The following is an 18,879-nucleotide window of genomic DNA, read 5'->3' on the forward strand; positions in this document are numbered from 1 at the left end:
TCAACCATGCGTTTTGCCGTTCTCGGCAGCGGTAGCCAAGGGAACGGCACGCTGATCGCCAGTGCTGATACGTATGTGCTGGTGGATTGTGGTTTTTCTCTGCGGGAAACCGAAAAACGCCTGTTGCGCCTGGGTGTGAACCCGGCGCAACTGAGCGCGATACTCGTAACCCACGAACATGCCGACCACGTGCATGGCGTGGGTTTGCTGTCTCGGCGCTACAATCTACCGGTCTACCTCAGTCGCGGCACACTGCGCGGGATGCGCAAACCGATTGAACCCGCAGGCTTTCTGGCCGGCGGCGAGCAACTGCAGATCGGTGCACTGAACATCGGGGTCATTGCCGTGGCCCATGATGCGCAGGAACCGACCCAGTATGTCTTCAGTGATCACCAGCAGCGGCGCTTCGGCCTGCTGACCGACCTGGGGTCCTACTGCGAGCGGGTGCTGGACGGTTATCGGGATCTCGATGCGTTGATGATCGAGTCCAACCATTGTCGCGACATGCTGGCCCGTGGTCATTACCCGTACTTTCTCAAGCAGCGGGTGGGCGGCGAGCTGGGACATTTGAACAACCATCAGGCGGCATTCCTGGTGTCGGAGTTGGGCTGGCAGGGCTTGCAACACCTGGTCCTGGCCCACCTGAGCAGCAAGAACAACCTGCCGCAGCTGGCCCGGCAATGTTTTGTCGACACCCTCGGGTGCGACCCGGACTGGCTGCAACTGGCCGATCAAGATTCAGGGCTCGACTGGCGCCACATCGCCTAGCCCACCTACTTAGCAAGCGGAGCCCATCATGGAAAAACGTGAAGAACTCTACCGCGGCAAAGCCAAATCGGTTTACAAGACCGACGACGCTGACCGCTTGATCCTGCTGTTTCGCAACGACACCTCGGCGTTCGACGGCAAGCGCATCGAGCAGCTCGACCGCAAAGGCATGGTCAACAACAAGTTCAACGCCTTCATCATGCAGAAACTTGAAGCGGCCGGCATTCCGACCCAATTCGACAAGCTGCTGGCCGACAACGAAGTTCTGGTGAAGAAGCTCGACATGATTCCGGTCGAGTGCGTCGTGCGTAACTACGCCGCTGGTAGCCTGGTCAAGCGTCTGGGCGTCGAAGAAGGCCTGAAGCTCAACCCTTACACCTTCGAACTGTTTCTGAAGGACGACGCCAAGGGCGATCCGTTCATCAACGAATCCCACGTTGTGGCATTCGGCTGGGGCACCGCCGAGCAACTGGTTCGCATGAAGGAACTGTCGCTCAAGGTCAACGAAGTCCTGACCAAACTGTTCGACGACGCCGGCCTGTTGTTGGTCGACTTCAAGCTTGAGTTCGGCGTGTTCAGCGACGGCTCGATCGTCCTCGGCGACGAGTTCAGCCCGGATGGCTGCCGTCTGTGGGACAAGGACACCAAGAAGAAGATGGACAAAGACCGCTTCCGTCAGGGCCTCGGTGACGTCATCGAAGCCTACGAAGAAGTCGCCAATCGTCTGGGCGTACCGCTTTAATCGACGCAAGCATCTGATAGCACGAAGAAATTTTCGAAAGAGGGTTTGCTTTCGGTAAAAGTGTTGTTATGATGCGCGCCGTTGGAGAGATGCCAGAGTGGCCGAATGGGACGGATTCGAAATCCGTTGTACCTTCACCGGTACCTAGGGTTCGAATCCCTATCTCTCCGCCATTACATAGAAAAAGCCCCGTAGATGAAAATCTACGGGGCTTTTTTGTTTTCGGGCAAAAGCCAGAAGATGCGCAACCCAGTGTCATCCTCGCGAATCAACCCCCGTCTCACCCTGCATAAAAAAGCCCCGCTGAATCAAACCAGTGGGGCTTTCTCATTTCTGCAGAAGCAAATTACCCCTGCATTGGACATTCACGACGGCAAATGTCCAACCAGACTAATGCGGTTAAATCTCCTTCACCGGCGTCTCCCCCTGCACAGCCTTGATCAGCCCGATCACATGCAAACAATCCGCTTTATTCACGTACGACTCGCCACTGGCGATGGTCTCGTGGTTACCCGCCCTCAGCCGCCAGCGCCATTGTCCTTTGCCGGTGCTCGGGGTGCCTCTGGATTGCCTGTAAATCTCGAAATACATTCAGTTCGCTCCATGCGATTGATTTTGTGCGACAGCCTGTGTGGCGCATGCTCGCAAGCCTAGCGCAGAAGCTTTTTTTGGCTATCGGACATTTGTTTCCAATCGTTCGCGGATGTTTCTGAAGGGCGCGGGCTAGAGCGTGTGGATAGGCCTCTGGATTGGCCAATATGACGCCGTCTGCTCCTTGCAACGTTGTCGACGCTGCTGCTTAATACGGGACGGCTCATGGCGTCGAATATCGTTCGGCGACCGACAAACACTATAAAAAGAGCACTCCTTTGACTGAGCACGGAACGCAACAGGCGGGGCAGGTGACGTTATCGCTGGTGGTCCCCGTATTTAACGAAGAGGACAGCCTCGACACCTTTCTGCGGCGCATCAATGACGTCTTTCAGATGCAGGCGTCAATCGATCTTGAACTGGTGTTCGTCAACGACGGCAGTACTGATGCCACGCTCGAACGCCTGCTCGAACATCAGCATCAGGATGCGCGTCTGCGTATCGTCGACCTGAGCCGCAACTTCGGCAAAGAGGCGGCGCTATCCGCCGGTCTGCAGATCGCGACCGGGCAGATCGTGGTGCCGATCGATGCTGACCTGCAGGATCCTCCGGAAGTCATTCTGCAAATGATCGAGCGCTGGCGTGAAGGCTTTGAAGTGGTGCTCGGTCACCGCATCAGCCGTCGCAGCGACACCTGGGCCAAGCAGACCTCGGCGCACTGGTTCTACCGCCTGCACAACAAAATTGCCGAACAGCCTTTACCCGAAAACGTCGGCGATTTTCGCCTGATGGATCGCTGCGTGGTCGATGCCTTGCTGACGCTGCCCGAATCCCGGCGCTTCATGAAAGGCCTGTTCGCCTGGGTCGGCTTTCGTACTACCCACGTCGATTACGAGCGCCCGGAGCGCGCAGCGGGGCAGAGCAAGTTCAATGGCTGGCGGCTGTGGAATTTCGCGCTGGAGGGCATCACCAGTTTCAGTACCGAGCCGCTGCGAGTCTGGACATACGTGGGCGCTCTGGTGTCGCTGGTGTCTTTTGCCTTCGCCATTTTCATTGTCGTGCGCACCTTGATTCATGGTGTCGACTTGCCCGGTTATGCCTCGCTGATGGTGGCCGTGACCTTTCTCGGCGGACTGCAATTGATCGGCATCGGGGTGCTCGGCGAGTACCTGGGTCGCACCTATATCGAATCCAAACGCCGGCCGGTTTTTCTGGTGCGTCGCGTCTACGACCCCAAGGACTGACACATGGATCTCAAGGAAACCGACATCCTCGGCGACAGCATCGGCGAGCATTGGTATTACTGCTCGAAAGCCGCAGCCACCAGGCGAATGCTGGGCGATGCCCGCATCAGTCGAATACTCGATGTCGGCGCTGGCTCGGGATTTTTCTCCCATCATTTGCTGACGCATACCGATGCCCGCGAAGCGTGGTGCGTGGATATCAGTTATCCCGCCGACTCCAGCGCGACCACCGCCGGCAAACCGGTGCATTACCGTCGCGCAATTGAAACCATCGATGCCGATCTGGTGCTGTTGATGGACGTGCTGGAGCATGTCGATGACGACCTCGGCTTGCTCAAGATGTATGTCGATAAAGTGCCATCGGGCAGTCGCTTCCTGATGACGGTGCCGGCATTCCAGTTTCTGTGGAGCGGCCACGATGACTTTCTTGAACACAAACGGCGCTACACCCTGGCGCAGTTCGAGACACTGGCGCGCGATGCCGGTTTGACGGTGCAGCGCGGTGCCTATTATTTCGGTGCGGTGTTCCCGATTGCGGCGGCGTTGCGATTGTTGCCGCAAAGCGCCCAAACCCAGCCGGCGCGTTCGCAACTCAAACGCCATCATCCGTTGGTGAACGGCGTGCTCAAGACCTTGTGCAGCCTTGAATTGCCGTTGATGGGCATGAACCGTCTCGCCGGTTTGAGTGTTTTTGTGTTGGCGCAAAAGCCGTGACTTCAGGCGAAAAATCAGCGCTGATTCAGCGCGGTTTGCGCTTCGCCGTGACCGGTCTGTTCGTCACCGCGCTGCATGCGTTGGTGGCGGTGCTGTTCATCAACTTCATCGCCGCGCAACCGCCGCTTGCCAATGGTGTGGCGTTTGCGGTGGCAACGGTGGTGTCCTACGTAATCAACACCACCTGGAGTTTTTCTGCCCGTCTGCACGGGCGAACGCTGCGGCGCTTTCTGCTGGTTTCCACGGGTGGTTTTTTCCTCGCGATGTTCGTTGCCTGGGCGGCGCAGATTGCCGGGTTGCCTTACTTGCTGGGCATCGTCGCGGTAGCGCTGACGATTCCGGCATTCACCTTTGTCTTGCACAATTTCTGGACGTATCGATGAAGGATTCAGCAAAGCATCCGGCGTTGGGCGTTTTGCCCTTGTTGCTCGGCGTGTTGGCGTTCTTCTGCGTGATCGGGCCACAAGCGCTGGATCCGCAAAATATTGCCTGGCTGGAGCAGGGCGACCCGGCGACGCATTATCTGGGGTGGGCGTATTTCCGGCATTCCCCGTGGACCTTTCCGCTCGGGCTCAACCCGTTCTATGGTCTGGAATTGGGCAGCTCGATCATTTTTTCCGACTCCAATCCGCTGCTGGCGCTGCTGTTCAAACCGTTCAATGCCTGGTTGCCGGCGACCTTCCAGTACTTCGGTCTGTGGCTGTTGGCGTGTTTCGTTCTGCAAGCCTGGTTTGCCTGGAAGCTGCTGGGGCTGATAACAACGAATCCGCTGGTACGGCTGTTGGGAACAGGATTACTGGTGTTTTCGCCGCCAATGTTTCTGCGCATGGGCGGCCACCTTTCACTGGCCGGGCATTTTCTGATTCTTGCCGCGTTGTACCAGGCGTTGTTGCCGAAGCTGCATCGACGGCGCCTGGCCTGGGGCACGTTGTTGGCTGTGACGGCGATGGTGCATGCGTACCTGCTCGCAATGGTTGCGTTGATCTGGGTCGCTGATCTGCTCGGCAAGACCTTCAGCCAACAATTGACTCGGCGTCAGAGCCTGCTAGAAGGCATGTTGCTGTTCGCCGTGGTGAGCCTGTGTTGCTGGCAGACGGGTTACTTCGCCATTGCCGATGGCGTGAAGTCCGGCGGTTTCGGTTTATACCGGATGAATCTGCTGTCGCCATTCGATCCGGCAGGCTGGTCGTTGATTTTGCCGAATCTGCCAAAGGCCAGTGGCGATTACGAGGGCTTCAACTACCTGGGGTTGGGGGTGTTGTTGCTGGTGCCTGTAGCGATTATCGCCTGGCTGAGAAACCGCCAGCCGTTGCAGATCCAGTTGCGTGCGCGGCCATGGTTGCTGGCGGCGTTGATCGCGCTGTGGGTGTTCGCGTTATCGAATCAGATCGGCTTCGGTGCACAGACGTTCAGCTATCCATTGCCGAAAATTGCGATCGGCCTGGCCAATGTTTTTCGCGCCTCGGGCCGGATGTTCTGGCCGGTGTTGTATGTGCTTACCCTGCTGGTGATTTTTCTGTTGGTACGCGGTTTCCGTCCGCGTACGGTCATTGCTCTGCTGGCGTTGGCGCTGGCGATTCAGATCGTCGACACACGTAATGGCTGGATGGGGCTGCGCCAGAGCAAAATGCTCGCACCGTCCGCCGAATGGGCAACGCCGATGCGTGATCCGTTCTGGGCAAATGCAGCGGCGCATTACCCGAAAATCCGCAGCCTGATGCCGCAGAATCAGTCTGAACGCTGGCAGGATATCGCCGCTTTTGCCGCCACTCATGGCATGAAAACCGACGCTGTTTATATGGGGCGGATGAGTTCGAAGGCGCTGGAGCAGGCTCGGCAAAAAACACAGCGCATGCTTGAGTCGGGGCAATACGACACTGACTCGCTGTACATCCTTGACGATTCCGTATTGGTCGACGCCGCGAAAAACGTCGACAGTGAAACCGATCTGCTGACCAGAGTGGATGGCCTGGTGGTGCTGGCGCCGGGCTGGAAGCGCTGTTCGCAATGCTTGAGCATGCCGGATGAAGGCCGGCGAATGTCATGGCTGGCGCTGTCGCGCCCCGGTCAGGTCATGACGTTCAACCACACCACCCGGCAGCTCACCAGCGGCTGGTCGACTCCGGAAAGCTGGGGGACATGGTCGGCGGGGCAGCGGGCGCAGATTGACTTGCGGCTTACACCCGAGGCGCGCTCGATCGTCCTCGATGCCTTGGCTTTCGTTTACCCGCAACACCCGGCGCAGCGAGTGATCGTCAGTTTGAACGGTGAGCAGGTGCTGACCACGCGGCTGACGCAACTTCAGGATAATCATCTGGAAATCCCGATCCCTGCGACGATCCGCCAGCAGTTGGCGGACAACGATCGCCTGACGATCGAGCTGCAATTACCCGACGCCATCAGCCCGGAACAAATGGGATTGAACGACGATTCACGGGTCATGGGCCTGGGCTTGAAGCACTTGACGGTGAACTGACGCACTGTGGCGATGGACGCCGGGGCCTGCGCCTTTCTACACTGCCGGTATTCCGGGGGGCAGGGGGCAATGGATGAACCGCAATGAACTACGCAAAGCCGACATCAATCTGATGGTGGTGTTCGAGACCTTGATGCTCGAACGCAACGTGACCCGGGCCGCCGAGAAACTGTTTCTCGGCCAGCCGACCATCAGTTCGGCGCTTAACCGCTTGCGCACGATGCTTAACGATCCGCTGTTCATCCGCGTCGGTCATCGCATGGAGCCGACCGCCCGCGCCGAAGATATTTTTCGCCATCTCAAGCCGGCGCTGGATTCGCTGTCGGTGGCGTTGAGCCTGACCCGCGATTTTGATCCGGCCGTCAGCACCATGACTTTCCGCATCGGCCTGTCCGATGACGTCGAATTCGGCCTGCTACCGCCACTGTTGCGTGCGCTGCGTCAGGAAGCGCCGAACGTGGTGTTTGTCGTGCAACACGTTGATTACTGGCGGATTCCCGATCTGCTGGCGGCGGGCGACATCACGGTCGGCATCAGTCAGACCCGTGGTCTGCCGGCCAATGCCAAGCGCAAATTGCTGCGGCATATCCAGCCGAGCATTCTGCGCGCCGACGCCAGCGATACACCGCTGACGCTGGATGAATATTGCGCGCGCCCGCATGTACTGGTTTCGCACACGGCCAACGTCAGTGGTTTTGCCGATGAGTGGCTGGCGGAGCTGGGGCGCACGCGCCAAGTGGTACTGTCGGTGCCGCAATACAGTGCTTTACCAGCGCTGCTGGCCGGTACTGATCTGATCGCCAGTCTGCCGGATTACACCGCAGCGGCCATGGCCACCTCCGGGTTACTGTTCAAGGAACCGTTTCCATTCAAAACACCGACGCTGGATCTGTCGATGGTCTGGCTCAGCCATGTGGACAGCGACCCGGCCGAGCGTTGGCTGCGCTCAAGGCTGGAGCAATTCATGAGTGAACGGCCACTGACCCCATCCTGAGCCATAACACCGTGTAGGAGCTGCGGCACGCTGCGATCTTTTGATCTTCAAATCTCACGATCAAAAGATCGCAGCCTCGTTTCACTCGACAGCTCCTACAGGGATTGGTGATGAGCCGCATGTGCTATATGTACGACCTTTCTGCCAACCCACCGGGGACCTGCAATGCCACACCTGCACATGGAATACACCGCCAACCTGCCGCAGCTGAACGCCGACGTCGCATTGATCCGGCTCAACAACACCCTGGTGGGGTCCGGTCAGTTCGCGGCGGAGTTCGATATCAAAAGTCGTGCGATTAAAGTCGAGACGTTCAAGGTCGGCACCGCCATGGCCGAGCGCGCCTTCGTCTATGTGAAGCTGGCGCTGCTCAGCGGGCGTTCGCCGCAGATCAAGAAGCAGTTGTCAGAAAGCCTGTTGGCGGTCTTGCAGGACCTGTGCGAATGGCCGGCCGGCGTCGAAGTGCAGCTGTGTGTCGAGCTGGTCGATATGGATCGCGAGTCCTACAGCAAAACCGCGATTGGCGCGTAGGATTCAGGCCGCTTCGAGCTCGTTGCACACATTGACCACCTGCTCGCGCAACCACAGATTGGCGCTGTCCTGATCAACGCTCTGGCACCACTGCATGTCGAGGGTAAAGCCGGGCAAGCCGTTCGGCGCTTCACAGTGATTGAACACCGCTTCGTTGGTCAGCAAACGCTGAATACGGCGGGGCAGGGTGAGGATGAAGTCTGTCCCGGTGATCATTTTCAGCGCGGCGCTGTAGCTGTTCGAGCGCGCGACGATCTGGCGCTTCTGCGCCTGCCGCGCCAGCCAGCCGTCGACCATGTTGGTGGTTGACGTCCACGGTGTCGGGAACACGTGCCGGCGTTCGGTGAAGGCTTGCAGGCTCAGGCGCGGTTCCAGTGGCGTGGCGCGCTTGTCGAAGACGCAGACCAGATCATCCTCCAGCAGCATCCGTGATTTCAGGTCAGTGTGATGACGGTGGAAGTTGGGGCCGAAACTGATCACCAGATCGAGGCTGCCATCGCGCAACTCATCCGCCGGCACATCGGTTTCAAACTTGTGCATGTTGACCATCACCGGCAGATCGTCGAAGTCGAAACGCTTCAACAGGCGCGGCAGGATCAGTTGCTCGAAGTATTCCGGGGCGCAGATGTTGAACGTGACGGCCTGTTGGGTCGGGTCGAACGTGGGGGCGCCGGCGTGGCACAGGTTGATGCTTTCGAGGATCTTCTGCACATGGCCGTACATGCTGCTGGCCTTGTAGGTCGGACGCATGCCGGTGCGGGTGTTGATGAACAGTTCGTCTTCGAAACTGGTGCGCAGTTTTTTCAGACAGTAACTGACGGTGGACTGGCTGACGAACAGGGTTTCCGACACATCGGTGACGCTGCTTTGCTCATAAACGGCGAGAAATACCATGAGGTCCTGCATGTCGAGCTTGCGTAGCAAGTTACTGTTCAGCATCCGTTCTGTCTCGCTGTGCTCCTTGCGCTGAATCCGCGCAAACGTGTGCGAATGATCCTAACGGAACGATGGTGCCAGGACAAAGCCCTGTAGGACGTTTCACGGTCAGTTGTGGGACAGAAAGTTTTAGTAACACGACGTCGCCGATCAAAGCGCGGAAAGATGGCCAGAGGCCTTTAGCTTTATCCCTGAAAGTGCCGCAGGTAATGCCGAGGATCGAAGCGCCACACCATCAGCATCATCAAACCCATCACTGCCATCAGCGACCACCAGGCCCATTCGAAGCTGCCGAGTCGATCGCGGATCATTCCGGCCAACAGCGGCGAGAGGCCGGCGATCAAGTAACCAATGCCCTGCACGAAAGCAGCCAGCGCTCCGGCACGTTGCGGGTTGTCGAGGTGATCGAGCGAGACGATCAGGCTCATCGGAAACAAACCGCCAATGCCCAGCCCCAACAGGCAGGGCCACAGCAGGCTGAGATGTTGCGGGCTGAGGATCAAGCCGCAAAACCCGGCGATGATCAGCGTCAGCAGCGCCATCAGAACCGCGCGCCGATCACGGTGGCGATTGGCGATAGCGGGAACCACCAGGCCGGAAATCACCTCCATGGCTGTCAGAAAACCTAACAGCAGCCCGGCGTTTGGTTCGCTCCAGCCTTTTTCCACGTAGTAAGGGGCGAGCCAGGCGAGCACACAGGTGTAGGACGCCGTACCCAAACCAAAGAAGATCGCCAGTAACCAGGCGCGGGAATTGGCGAAGAACGAATCTTTTCTGGTTGCCGCCATCTCCGTGGAGGGTTGCTGGCGGCGTTGGAACCACCAGAACACAAACGCGAGCAAAGCCAGAATCGCCCAGAAGGCCAGACCACTGCGCCAGCTCCCGGTCTGCACCATCACCAGCGGCGCGAGCGAGGCGGCAAGCGCGGCGCCACCCATGATCGATGTGACGTATAGACCCATGCACAGCGCGACGTTGTCAGCAAAGCGCGATTTGATCAGCGCCGGCATCAACGCCTGAATCAGTGCTATGCCGATGCCGGTCAGCACGGCGCTTGCAATCAGTTGGGCGGCAGAGTCGATAAACAGTCGTGACAATGTCGCCAGGCCGATGATCAGCAAGGACAGCAATACCGTCCGTTGCTCACCCAGCCGTTGACTGATGCCAATGCCGAAAAACATCGCCAGCCCCATGGCCATCACCGGCAGCATGGTCAGCAGTGAAGCGACAGTGAAACTCAGCGGGATGTCACCGCGAATGGCCGACAGTAACGGACCGACTGCCGCCATCGACGGACGCAGATTGAGGGCTACGAGAATGATGGCGAGCATCAACCAGGCGGCGGGGCGAGCGGTGGCGCGAACGTTTTCCATCATCAGACCTTTGGGCGGGGCGGATGATTAGGCGCAGAGCTGTCTAGTCCGGGCAAACCAGAAAATCCTGAGCAGTATTTAAAAACTCGATACCCCGCCACCCTTGGTGGGAGCGAGCCTGCTCGCGAAAGCGGATTGTCTGTCACCCAAAGTGTTCAATGTGCCGGCCTCTTCGCGAGCAGGCTTGCTCCCACAATGAACTGCCGTGTTGTTTTTACTGAATAAAAGCTGAACCATTCTCAAATACTTCACAAGTTTCATCACATCACCAAAAGCCAACTATTCGTTGGCGTCTTTTTCACAAAAAATTGATGGTTGCCTGCTTAAAGTTTGTCATGCCTTAGTTAATGAAATTTTCACAATTGAATTTTCTCTCCTTGACCAAGGATCTTCTTTTCAGGATCGCCCCTTTCTATGTTGAAGTTAAAAGCCGTGCGCCCGGAATGGGTGACGTTGATTGCCAGTGCCTTTCTTTTAATTGGCTGCAATGTTGTCCTCTGGCAGCACCTCTTCGAGATCACTGCCGCTGATGGCAAGGGCATCGCCATGCGCGTGGCGTTCGGGGTGATGATCCTCGCGGCATTCAACATCGTGCTGACGGTTCTGGCATTCCGCCCGTTGCTCAAACCACTGTTGACGCTGATATTCCTGATCAGCGCCGGGGTGGCTTACTTCATGAGTCAATATGGCGTTATGATCGATGCCGGCATGTTTCGCAACTTTGCCGAAACCAATGCAACGGAAGTGCGTGATCTACTCTCATTGAAGTTGTTTGCATATATTCTGTTGCTCGGTGTCTTGCCCTCCTGGATATTGTGGAAGTTACCGATTAATTATCGTCGCTGGCACCGTGAGTTGTTCAGTAAAGTTATTGTCAGTGTCGCCTCGGTAGCAGTAATTGGCGGCGTGGCCCTGGCCAACTATCAGGGCTTGTCTTCACTGTTTCGCAACCATCACGAAATTCGCCTGATGTTGGTGCCGAGCAACTACATTGGCGCATCGGCCGGTTACTTGCGTGAGCAAGTGGTTTCGGCGCAGCAACCGTTCGTCAAGATCGGCGAAGATGCTCAGCGCAATCCCGATCTGAAACTCCAGCCGCGCAAATCCCTGACCGTGCTGGTCGTAGGTGAAAGCGCCCGGGCGGAGAACTTCGGCATACTCGGTTATGACCGCGACACCACAACGACACTCGACAAGGAAGCCGGGTTGATCGCCTTTACCAATGTGCACTCCTGCGGCACAGAAACCGCCGTTTCTGTGCCGTGCATGTTCTCCAACATGGGTCGCAAGGATTACGACGCGAGCAAGGCGAAAAATGAAGAAGGTCTGCTCGACGTGCTCAAACGTGCGGGTATCGACGTGATCTGGCGCGACAACCAGTCAGGCTGCAAAGGCACCTGTGATCGGGTCACCTTGCAGGATGTCAGCAACCTGAAAGATCCGGCGCTGTGCGCCAACAGCGAGTGCCGTGACGAAATCCTCCTGCAAGGTTTGCAAAGCTTTATCGATCATCTGGACAAAGACACGGTGCTGGTCCTGCACCAGATGGGCAGTCACGGTCCGGAATACTTCAAGCGTTATCCGAAGGAATACGAGCACTTCACACCTGTTTGTGAAAGTAACGCGCTGAACAATTGCAGCCGCGAAAGTATCGTCAACGGTTACGACAACACGCTGGTGTACACCGACCATGTGCTATCGAGCCTGATCGATGTATTGCGCAGCAATCAGGACAAAGTCGACACCGCGATGCTGTATCTGTCGGACCACGGCGAGTCACTGGGCGAATACAACCTGTTCCTGCATGGCACGCCTTACATGTTGGCGCCAGAGCAACAAAAGCATGTCGCCATGCTCGCGTGGTTCTCCGACAACTATCAGAAGGCCTATTCGGTCGACACCCATTGCCTGCAGATGAGCCGCGACAAACCGCTGAGTCAGGACAACCTGTTCCACTCGATGCTTGGCCTGCTCGAGGTCAAGAGCAAGGTCTATCAGCCGGATCTGGACATGTTCGCCGGTTGCCGTGGCGCGGTGATCGACGGCGTGTTGGCCAAGGACTGAGCCGATTCGGGCCGGTCATCCTGACCTGACGGGCCTGTCTGTTTTCTCTGTCAGACTATTCTTGCTCTTTGGCAGGACATTTCGTTACAGCTCTTGCCCTTCACAGGCGCGTAAATCGCCGGTGGCGATATATACTGCGCGCCATTCTTCAAGGGAGAGCCGTGTGGCCATCGATATTCACTGGATTCGCGACAACGAAAGCCTCGCGCAGTTTTGCGCCGAGTGGCAGCAGCTGCCGTTCGTTGCCCTCGACACCGAATTCATGCGGGTCGACACCTTCTACCCGATTGCCGGCCTGCTGCAGGTGGGCGACGGCAAACGCGCCTACCTGATCGATCCGCTGACCATCAACGCCTGGCAACCGCTGGCCGCTCTGCTGGAAAACCCGGCAGTGCTCAAAGTCCTGCATGCCTGCAGCGAAGACCTCGAAGTGCTGTTGCGCCTGACCGGCAGCCTGCCGGCGCCAATGTTCGACACGCAACTGGCCGCGGCTTACCTGAACCTCGGTTTCTCGATGGGCTATTCGCGGCTGGTGCAGGAAGTGCTCGGCATCGAACTGCCGAAGGGCGAGACTCGCTCCGACTGGTTGCAGCGTCCGTTGTCCGACACGCAAATCAGCTACGCCGCCGAAGATGCGGTGCATCTGGCCGAGGTTTTCGTACAGCTGCGGCCGAAACTGTCCGACGACAAATTCGCATGGGTGCTGGAGGACGGCGCCGAACTGGTTGCCAACCTGCGCCGCGAAACCGATCCGTACGAGGTCTACCGCGAGGCCAAGCTGGCGTGGAAACTTTCGCGCGCACAACTGGCGGTACTGCGTGAGCTGTGCGCCTGGCGTGAAAAAGAAGCCCGTGCCCGCGATCTGCCGCGCAACCGCATCGTCCGCGAGCATTCGCTGTGGCCGCTGGCCCGCACGCAACCGGACAACCTCGCGGCGCTGGGCAAGATCGAAGACATGCACCCGCGTACCGTGCGTCAGGACGGCCAGTTTCTGCTTGATCTGATCAAGCGCTCTGGCAGTGTGGGGCCTGATCAATGGCCGCCCGCCGTAGCGGAGCCATTGCCGATCGAAGCGGCTGCGTTGATCAAACAACTGCGCGCATTGGGCCAGGCTGAGGCCGAGCGTCTGGGCATTGCCCCGGAACTGATGCTGCGCAAGAAAACCCTCGAAGCCCTGGTCAAAAGTGGCTACCCCGAGGGTCCTTACCAATTGCCTGAGTCGCTGCGTGGCTGGCGCCGCGAACTCATGGGTCAGAAGCTGCTCGACAGCCTGGCCACCGCCGGAGAACAGCCTTGAAACGTATTTGTTCCATCTACCAAAGCTCCAAGCGCAGCGGCATGTACCTTTATGTGCTCAAAAGTGATGCGCTGGAGCGTGTGCCGGAAGCGCTGATGCTGGCCTTCGGCAAGCCGAAGCATTCCTTCGATCTGGTGCTGTCGCCCGAGCGCAAACTGGCCAGCGAAGACATCGTCGTGGTCCTGGAGAACCTCGACAAGCAGGGCTATCACCTGCAAATGCCGCCAGCCGAGGACGAGTACATCGAGCATCTGCCCGAAGAGTTGCTGCGACGCAACGATCCGGTCTGATCTGCGAGGCTCTGTTCTGAGTCTCGGTTTACCCAGGAACTGTTTTTACCGCGATGGTCGCCCGAATCCGGCGGCCGTCTGCACGGTTTGCGAAAGGTTTGAAGATGCGCGTTCTGATTGCTGAACACGACCACGCGATTTACGCCCGGCTGCTGCGTCAGGCAGCGCCGGAGCTTGAAGTACTGACCAGTGGCGACTCCGCCGAGCTGGCCCGTCAGGCCGCCGATTGCCCGGTGTGGCTGGGCCAGCCGGATCTGCTGGCGACCCTGTTGCGTCAGGGCCATCAACCGCAATGGCTGCAATCGACCTGGGCCGGCATCACGCCGCTGCTTGCCGATGGCTTGCGTCGCGATTATCGCTTGACCCGCGCGGTGGGTATTTTTGGTCAGGTGATGGCTGAATACGTGCTGACTTACATTCTTGGCCATGAGCGCGAAGTGTTGGCGCGACTGGTCAGCCAGGTCGAGCGCAAGTGGGACAACCGCAGCGGCCAGAGTCTGGTCGGGCGCAAGGTGCTGATCGTCGGCACTGGCGACATCGGCCAGAGCGTGGCGCAATTCCTGCTGCCATTCGGCATCGAGTTGTACGGCATCGCCAGCAGCGCCCGTGAGCAGGCGCCGTTTGTCGAAGTCGGTTCGATGGCCGATCTGCCACGCCTGGTGGGCGAGGTGGATTACGTGGTCAATCTGCTGCCGAACACCGAGCACACTCACGATATCTACGACGCGGCGCTGTTCAAGCAATTCAAGCCGACCGGGTTGTTTATCAATGCCGGGCGCGGGGTCGCTGTGGTTGACGCGGATCTGGTGGAGGCGCTGAAGGAAGGGCATCTGGCGGGGGCGGTGATCGACGTTTGCCGTCAGGAACCATTGCCGCAACGGCATCCGTTCTGGACTGCCTGGGGTTTGCTGCTGACCGGGCACAGCTCGGCACCGACGTCACCGGCGTTGATGGTGCAGCTGTTTGTCGAGAACCTGAAGGCGTATCAGGCGAGCGAAGCGTTGCGCGGGGAAGTGGATTTCAACCGCGGATATTGAATGTTCGCCCGATAAAATGCAGCCGGGGACGCTCTGCGTCCCATTGGAACGCGGAGCGTCCCTTGAGTCATTCCCACGCGGAGCGTGGGAACGATCATTTGCGTGTGGATTAGAGGGTGAAGTCGCCTTCCGCCGCCAGTTCGTTCAGCGGACGACGCGGGCTCGGCTCTTCACGGGCTTGCAGGTATTCAGCCAGCGTTGCCTTGTCACCGAGTTTGCCGACCGCCACGGCCGCGTGCAGCGCGTAACCTTCAGGAATATTCAACTCCTTGCGCGTCAGTTCCTGATCGAAACCGGCCATGCCGTGGGTGTGCCAGCCGCTGATGCTTGCTTGCAGCGCCAGATGGCCCCACGCCGAACCGGTGTCGAACGTGTGCCACAACGCCGGGGTTTCTTCCGTCGCACCCGGTGCAGTAAACGTGGTTTTCGAAATCACGATCACCAGCGCCGACGCATGCTGCGCCCAGCTACGGTTGAACTCATTCAACAGGCCCAGATAACGCTCCCAGTTCGGCGTATCGCGACGCGCATACAGGAAACGCCACGGCTGCGAGTTGTACGCCGAAGGCGCCCAGCGCGCGGCTTCGAAGAAGCTCAGCAGGGTTTCTTCCGGGATCGCTTCACCGGTGAAGGCGCGCGGCGACCAGCGGTCGGTGAATTGCGGGTGAATAGCGTAATCGGCAACGCGTGGGTTGGCACTCATCAAGAGATTCCTGGCTACGTTTGAGTAAGAGATTCGATTGCAAACCCGGCGGGATCAGTTGCGCTGAACGATGGGGTTTGGCGAGCCATGACTGTTCACCGGAATGCAACGCGGTCGAGCGTTAATGGCTTCCGGACAAGGCTCGTGACGACAGGCAAAGCTACGCGCCGCCACAAAAACTGACAAGTCCCGCACAACCGGCAGTCGCCAACGCTTGGCCCGCAAGGCCTTGGGCACTAGACTGGCGGCCTTTTCACCACCTGATGTTGATGCTTGAATCATGGCCGCCAAAGTCGAACCGTTCTGGATACGCAAAACCCTCGATCAACTGGATCACCAGGAATGGGAATCGCTGTGCGACGGCTGTGGTCTGTGCTGCCTGCAAAAACTCGAGGATGAAGAAGACAACAGCGTCTATTACACGCGCATCGCCTGCAAACTGCTGGACCTGAAAACCTGCCAGTGCAGCGACTATCCTGATCGCCTCAAATTTGTCCCGGACTGCATCCAGCTCACCCCGGGTCAGGCCGAGGAATTCAAATGGCTGCCGCCGACCTGCGGTTATCGACTGGTCAGTGAGGGCAAGGATTTGCCGTTGTGGCACCACCTGGTGTGTGGCGATCGCGACGCGGTGCACCATGAGCGTATTTCCCAGTCCGGGCGCATGCTTGCCGAAGGCAGCGTGCCGGAAGATGACTGGGAAGATCACCTGATTTTCCGCGCAGGTTAAACACCTGCTGTTCCAAGCTTTACCAAGGAGTGCGTATGGCTGTCGGATTGCCGCAAGCGTTGATGGTCGCGCTGCTGGCGTTGAGCGCGCCGGTCTGGGCGGCGAAGAAAGTCGATCTGGATTATCACGTGCGCCTGTTGCCACAGAGCGATCAGGTCGAAGTACGCCTGACCCTGGCCAAGGGTGAAGCGGTGCGCAGTCTCGATTTCGATCTTGGCGACGGCAGTCATTACAGCGACTTCAAGGCTGACGGTCAGTGGCTGCTGAGCCCAGGCAAACAGGCGCGCGGGGTCTGGCGCCCCGCCAGCGAAAAGTCCAGCCTGACCTACCGCGTACGCATCAGCCACGGCCGCAAGAACGGCAGCTTCGACACGCGCATGACCCCGACCTGGGCGTTGATGCGTGGCGACGAATTGGTACCGCCAGCCAAACTCGATCAGCAGGACGGCACTGAACTGGTTGCGCGCTTGCAATTCGAACTGCCCGACGGCTGGAAAAGCATCGAAACCGCGTGGCCACGCATCGGCAAAAACAAATTCCGCATCGACAATCCTTCGCGCCTGTTCGACCGCCCGACCGGCTGGATGCTTGCCGGCCACCTCGGCAGCCGCCGCACACGCTTGGGCGAAACCGAAGTCACCGTGGCCTCGCCGCAAGGGCAGGGTATGCGCCGAATGGACGTACTGACGTTGCTGACGTTCGTCTGGCCGCAGGTGCAGGCCGTTTATCCACGCCATCCGAGCAAACTATTGATCGTCGGCGCCAACGACCCGATGTGGCGCGGCAGCCTCGGTGCGCATGAATCCATCTACGTGAATACGCGATTGCCGCTGGTCAGCGAAAACGGTAGCAGCGCGCTGGTGCGTGAGCTGGCGCAGGTGTTCGGGCGGATCAACGACGAGCAGCGCAGTGACTGGATCAGCGAAGGCTTTGCCGAGTATTACGCGATTGAACTGGTGCGCCGTGCCGGTGGCATGAGCGATGAGCGTTATCAGAGTTTGCAGACGAAACTGGCCAGGGACAGCCAGAAAGTCACGACGTTGCGCGGCGAGCAGATCAGCCCGGCGCAGGTGGCGAAAGCAGTGGTGGTGTTGCAGGAACTGGATCGCGAGATTCGCTTGAAGACGCGCAACAAGCGTTCGCTGGATGATGTGTTGCGTGGGGCGATGCATCTGGGGACGGTGAGTACCAAGGAGTTTGTGCAACTGGCTGAGAGCGTTCTCGGTGAGTCCTCCAAAGTCCTTGATACCGCGTTGCTTCAGTAATACCGCTTTCGCGAGCAGGCTCGCTCCCACAGGGGAATGCATTTCAAACTGTGGGAGCGAGCCTGCTCGCGAAGGGGCCATTAGCCCCACCGCAACTCTTGGATCAGACCCCGGCTTTCGGCGATTTCACCGAATCATTGCCGGTCACCGTGGCGGTGCTGGTCGCCGCCTCGGCATTGGCCTTGAGCTTGCTCAGCTCTTCCCCGGCCCTTTCGATCTTCGCCCGCACGTTGTTCATGTCCTGACGACTTTTCTCAAACAGGCTTTTCACCGAACTGTGCCCGGTAATCCCGCGCGCCATGGCCACGCCGCCAATCGCCACCTGAATCAACCCGAACACGCCGCCACGGCGCAGGCCTTTACCGACCATGATCACGCCGCCCGCGAGTGAGCCGATGCGCTCCCAGCCTTCGACGTTCTGCTCGGAATGGCTCTGGAACGGGGTGGATTCGATGCGTTCGACACGTTTGAGCTCGGTCATGATCTTTCTCCAGGCAATGAGTAATCGATAAACAAGCTGACTGCCGGAGCGGTCAGCTCGTTCCATCGAATGTGCGGCGCTTCAGCGGAATTTTGGCCCGGAGCGGGTGTTCAAGCCCTTGGCCATGCGGTCGTAGAGCACGACGTTGACTGTCGCGGCGAGGTTCATGCAGCCGGTGGTCGGGATGTACACGACGTCTTCGCACCAATCGCGAATCTCTTTATCCAGCGAACCGTCTTCGGGGCCAAAGATGTACAGGGCGCGATCCGGGTGAGTGTATTCCGGCAGCGGGCGGGCGCCCTCGACCAGTTCCACGGCGACCGGCACGCAGTTGAGCGGGAGGATCTTTTTCAGATCATCGATGCCGATCAGCGGGATGTCGTAGTGCACGCGCTTGGTGTCGGTGACGAAGTCGGCGGCGCGTTCATAACGCTTGCCGGTGTAGAACACCGACGCCACGCCATAGCAGCCTGCGGCGCGCATCACCGAACCGACGTTCTCCGGTGATTTGGGGTTATACAAACCAATGCAGCTGTACCGTTTGTCTGCCACGAGCGAGGTGCCTTCGGGAAAAAGAGGGCGATTATACGGGGATAAGATCAAAAAATCGCAGCCTTCGGCAGCTCCTACATTTGGATGGTGC

The 18,879-nt window shown here is 58.7% G+C and carries 20 protein-coding genes and 1 tRNA gene; 15 read left to right on the forward strand and 6 right to left on the reverse strand.

What is annotated here, in order from left to right; all coding sequences use genetic code 11:
- The first annotated feature begins 6 nt into the window (after window positions 1-6).
- The 3 genes from CCX46_RS07175 to CCX46_RS07185 all read left to right on the forward strand — a co-directional run bounded on the left by CCX46_RS07175 (window position 7) and on the right by CCX46_RS07185 (window position 1,683).
- On the forward strand, window positions 7-768 hold the full coding sequence (locus CCX46_RS07175) for an MBL fold metallo-hydrolase (protein ID WP_095119104.1): 762 nt from the start codon (window positions 7-9) through the stop codon (window positions 766-768).
- 28 nt (window positions 769-796) lie between these two features.
- On the forward strand, window positions 797-1,510 hold the full coding sequence (gene purC / locus CCX46_RS07180) for a phosphoribosylaminoimidazolesuccinocarboxamide synthase (RefSeq protein WP_008077821.1): 714 nt from the start codon (window positions 797-799) through the stop codon (window positions 1,508-1,510).
- Between the two features lie 83 nt (window positions 1,511-1,593).
- A tRNA-Ser gene (locus CCX46_RS07185) sits at window positions 1,594-1,683 on the forward strand.
- A gap of 226 nt (window positions 1,684-1,909) precedes the next feature.
- On the opposite strand, the gene CCX46_RS07190 is transcribed toward CCX46_RS07185, so the two are convergent.
- Entirely contained in the window at window positions 1,910-2,101 is a 192-nt protein-coding gene (locus tag CCX46_RS07190) for a YegP family protein (protein WP_016984684.1), read from the reverse strand.
- 278 nt (window positions 2,102-2,379) lie between these two features.
- Here CCX46_RS07190 and CCX46_RS07195 point away from each other — a divergent pair, with 278 nt between their 5' ends.
- The 6 genes from CCX46_RS07195 to CCX46_RS07220 all read left to right on the forward strand — a co-directional run bounded on the left by CCX46_RS07195 (window position 2,380) and on the right by CCX46_RS07220 (window position 8,060).
- A complete protein-coding gene (locus tag CCX46_RS07195; protein ID WP_127926201.1) occupies window positions 2,380-3,345 on the forward strand; it encodes a glycosyltransferase family 2 protein in 966 nt (321 codons plus the stop codon).
- A gap of 3 nt (window positions 3,346-3,348) precedes the next feature.
- Window positions 3,349-4,059, forward strand: a complete 711-nt coding sequence (locus CCX46_RS07200) for a class I SAM-dependent methyltransferase (protein ID WP_127926202.1) — start codon at window positions 3,349-3,351, stop codon at window positions 4,057-4,059.
- Window positions 4,056-4,442 (forward strand): GtrA family protein, encoded by a 387-nt coding sequence (locus CCX46_RS07205; RefSeq protein WP_127926203.1) that lies wholly within the window; start codon window positions 4,056-4,058, stop codon window positions 4,440-4,442. Before CCX46_RS07200 ends, CCX46_RS07205 begins: the two co-directional genes overlap by 4 nt.
- Complete coding sequence (locus CCX46_RS07210) at window positions 4,439-6,535, forward strand: DUF6311 domain-containing protein (RefSeq protein WP_127926204.1); 2,097 nt, start codon at window positions 4,439-4,441, stop codon at window positions 6,533-6,535. The genes CCX46_RS07205 and CCX46_RS07210 overlap by 4 nt, the downstream gene beginning before the upstream one ends.
- A 73-nt stretch (window positions 6,536-6,608) precedes the next feature.
- The gene (locus CCX46_RS07215) at window positions 6,609-7,529 is read left to right on the forward strand and encodes a LysR substrate-binding domain-containing protein (protein WP_007911372.1); all 921 of its coding nucleotides are present in this window, start codon (window positions 6,609-6,611) and stop codon (window positions 7,527-7,529) included.
- A 165-nt stretch (window positions 7,530-7,694) separates the two neighbouring features.
- Entirely contained in the window at window positions 7,695-8,060 is a 366-nt protein-coding gene (locus CCX46_RS07220) for a 5-carboxymethyl-2-hydroxymuconate Delta-isomerase (protein ID WP_127926205.1), read from the forward strand.
- 3 nt (window positions 8,061-8,063) lie between these two features.
- On the opposite strand, the gene CCX46_RS07225 is transcribed toward CCX46_RS07220, so the two are convergent.
- The gene (locus tag CCX46_RS07225; RefSeq protein ID WP_127926206.1) at window positions 8,064-8,999 is read right to left on the reverse strand and encodes a LysR family transcriptional regulator; all 936 of its coding nucleotides are present in this window, start codon (window positions 8,997-8,999) and stop codon (window positions 8,064-8,066) included.
- Between the two features lie 182 nt (window positions 9,000-9,181).
- Complete coding sequence (locus tag CCX46_RS07230; RefSeq protein ID WP_127926207.1) at window positions 9,182-10,369, reverse strand: cyanate transporter; 1,188 nt, start codon at window positions 10,367-10,369, stop codon at window positions 9,182-9,184.
- Between the two features lie 414 nt (window positions 10,370-10,783).
- On the opposite strand from CCX46_RS07230, the gene CCX46_RS07235 reads away from it, so the two are divergent.
- From CCX46_RS07235 to CCX46_RS07250, 4 genes are all read left to right on the forward strand, one after another.
- Window positions 10,784-12,433: a phosphoethanolamine transferase gene (locus CCX46_RS07235; protein WP_127926208.1), complete on the forward strand. Its 1,650-nt coding sequence runs from the start codon at window positions 10,784-10,786 to the stop codon at window positions 12,431-12,433.
- Window positions 12,434-12,596: 163 nt separating this feature from the next.
- Window positions 12,597-13,730, forward strand: a complete 1,134-nt coding sequence (gene rnd / locus CCX46_RS07240; protein ID WP_077571546.1) for a ribonuclease D — start codon at window positions 12,597-12,599, stop codon at window positions 13,728-13,730.
- Complete coding sequence (locus CCX46_RS07245; protein ID WP_007911350.1) at window positions 13,727-14,020, forward strand: YcgL domain-containing protein; 294 nt, start codon at window positions 13,727-13,729, stop codon at window positions 14,018-14,020. The genes rnd and CCX46_RS07245 overlap by 4 nt, the downstream gene beginning before the upstream one ends.
- A 104-nt stretch (window positions 14,021-14,124) precedes the next feature.
- A complete protein-coding gene (locus CCX46_RS07250; protein ID WP_127926209.1) occupies window positions 14,125-15,057 on the forward strand; it encodes a D-2-hydroxyacid dehydrogenase in 933 nt (310 codons plus the stop codon).
- 109 nt (window positions 15,058-15,166) lie between these two features.
- Here CCX46_RS07250 and CCX46_RS07255 read toward each other — a convergent pair whose 3' ends face one another.
- Entirely contained in the window at window positions 15,167-15,760 is a 594-nt protein-coding gene (locus CCX46_RS07255) for a nitroreductase family protein (RefSeq protein WP_116028869.1), read from the reverse strand.
- Window positions 15,761-16,040: 280 nt separating this feature from the next.
- Here CCX46_RS07255 and CCX46_RS07260 point away from each other — a divergent pair, with 280 nt between their 5' ends.
- On the forward strand, window positions 16,041-16,490 hold the full coding sequence (locus tag CCX46_RS07260; RefSeq protein ID WP_016984673.1) for a YcgN family cysteine cluster protein: 450 nt from the start codon (window positions 16,041-16,043) through the stop codon (window positions 16,488-16,490).
- 35 nt (window positions 16,491-16,525) lie between these two features.
- The gene (locus CCX46_RS07265) at window positions 16,526-17,755 is read left to right on the forward strand and encodes a hypothetical protein (RefSeq protein WP_127926210.1); all 1,230 of its coding nucleotides are present in this window, start codon (window positions 16,526-16,528) and stop codon (window positions 17,753-17,755) included.
- A gap of 103 nt (window positions 17,756-17,858) precedes the next feature.
- Here the strand turns inward: CCX46_RS07265 and CCX46_RS07270 are convergent, their stop codons facing one another.
- Complete coding sequence (locus tag CCX46_RS07270; RefSeq protein ID WP_127926211.1) at window positions 17,859-18,236, reverse strand: YgaP family membrane protein; 378 nt, start codon at window positions 18,234-18,236, stop codon at window positions 17,859-17,861.
- An 81-nt stretch (window positions 18,237-18,317) separates the two neighbouring features.
- Window positions 18,318-18,788, reverse strand: coding sequence for an RNA methyltransferase (locus CCX46_RS07275; RefSeq protein ID WP_007911337.1), 471 nt, complete (start codon window positions 18,786-18,788; stop codon window positions 18,318-18,320).
- Between the last annotated feature and the right edge of the window lie 91 nt (window positions 18,789-18,879).

The organism is Pseudomonas sp. RU47, from assembly GCF_004011755.1.
GTDB lineage: Bacteria > Pseudomonadota > Gammaproteobacteria > Pseudomonadales > Pseudomonadaceae > Aquipseudomonas.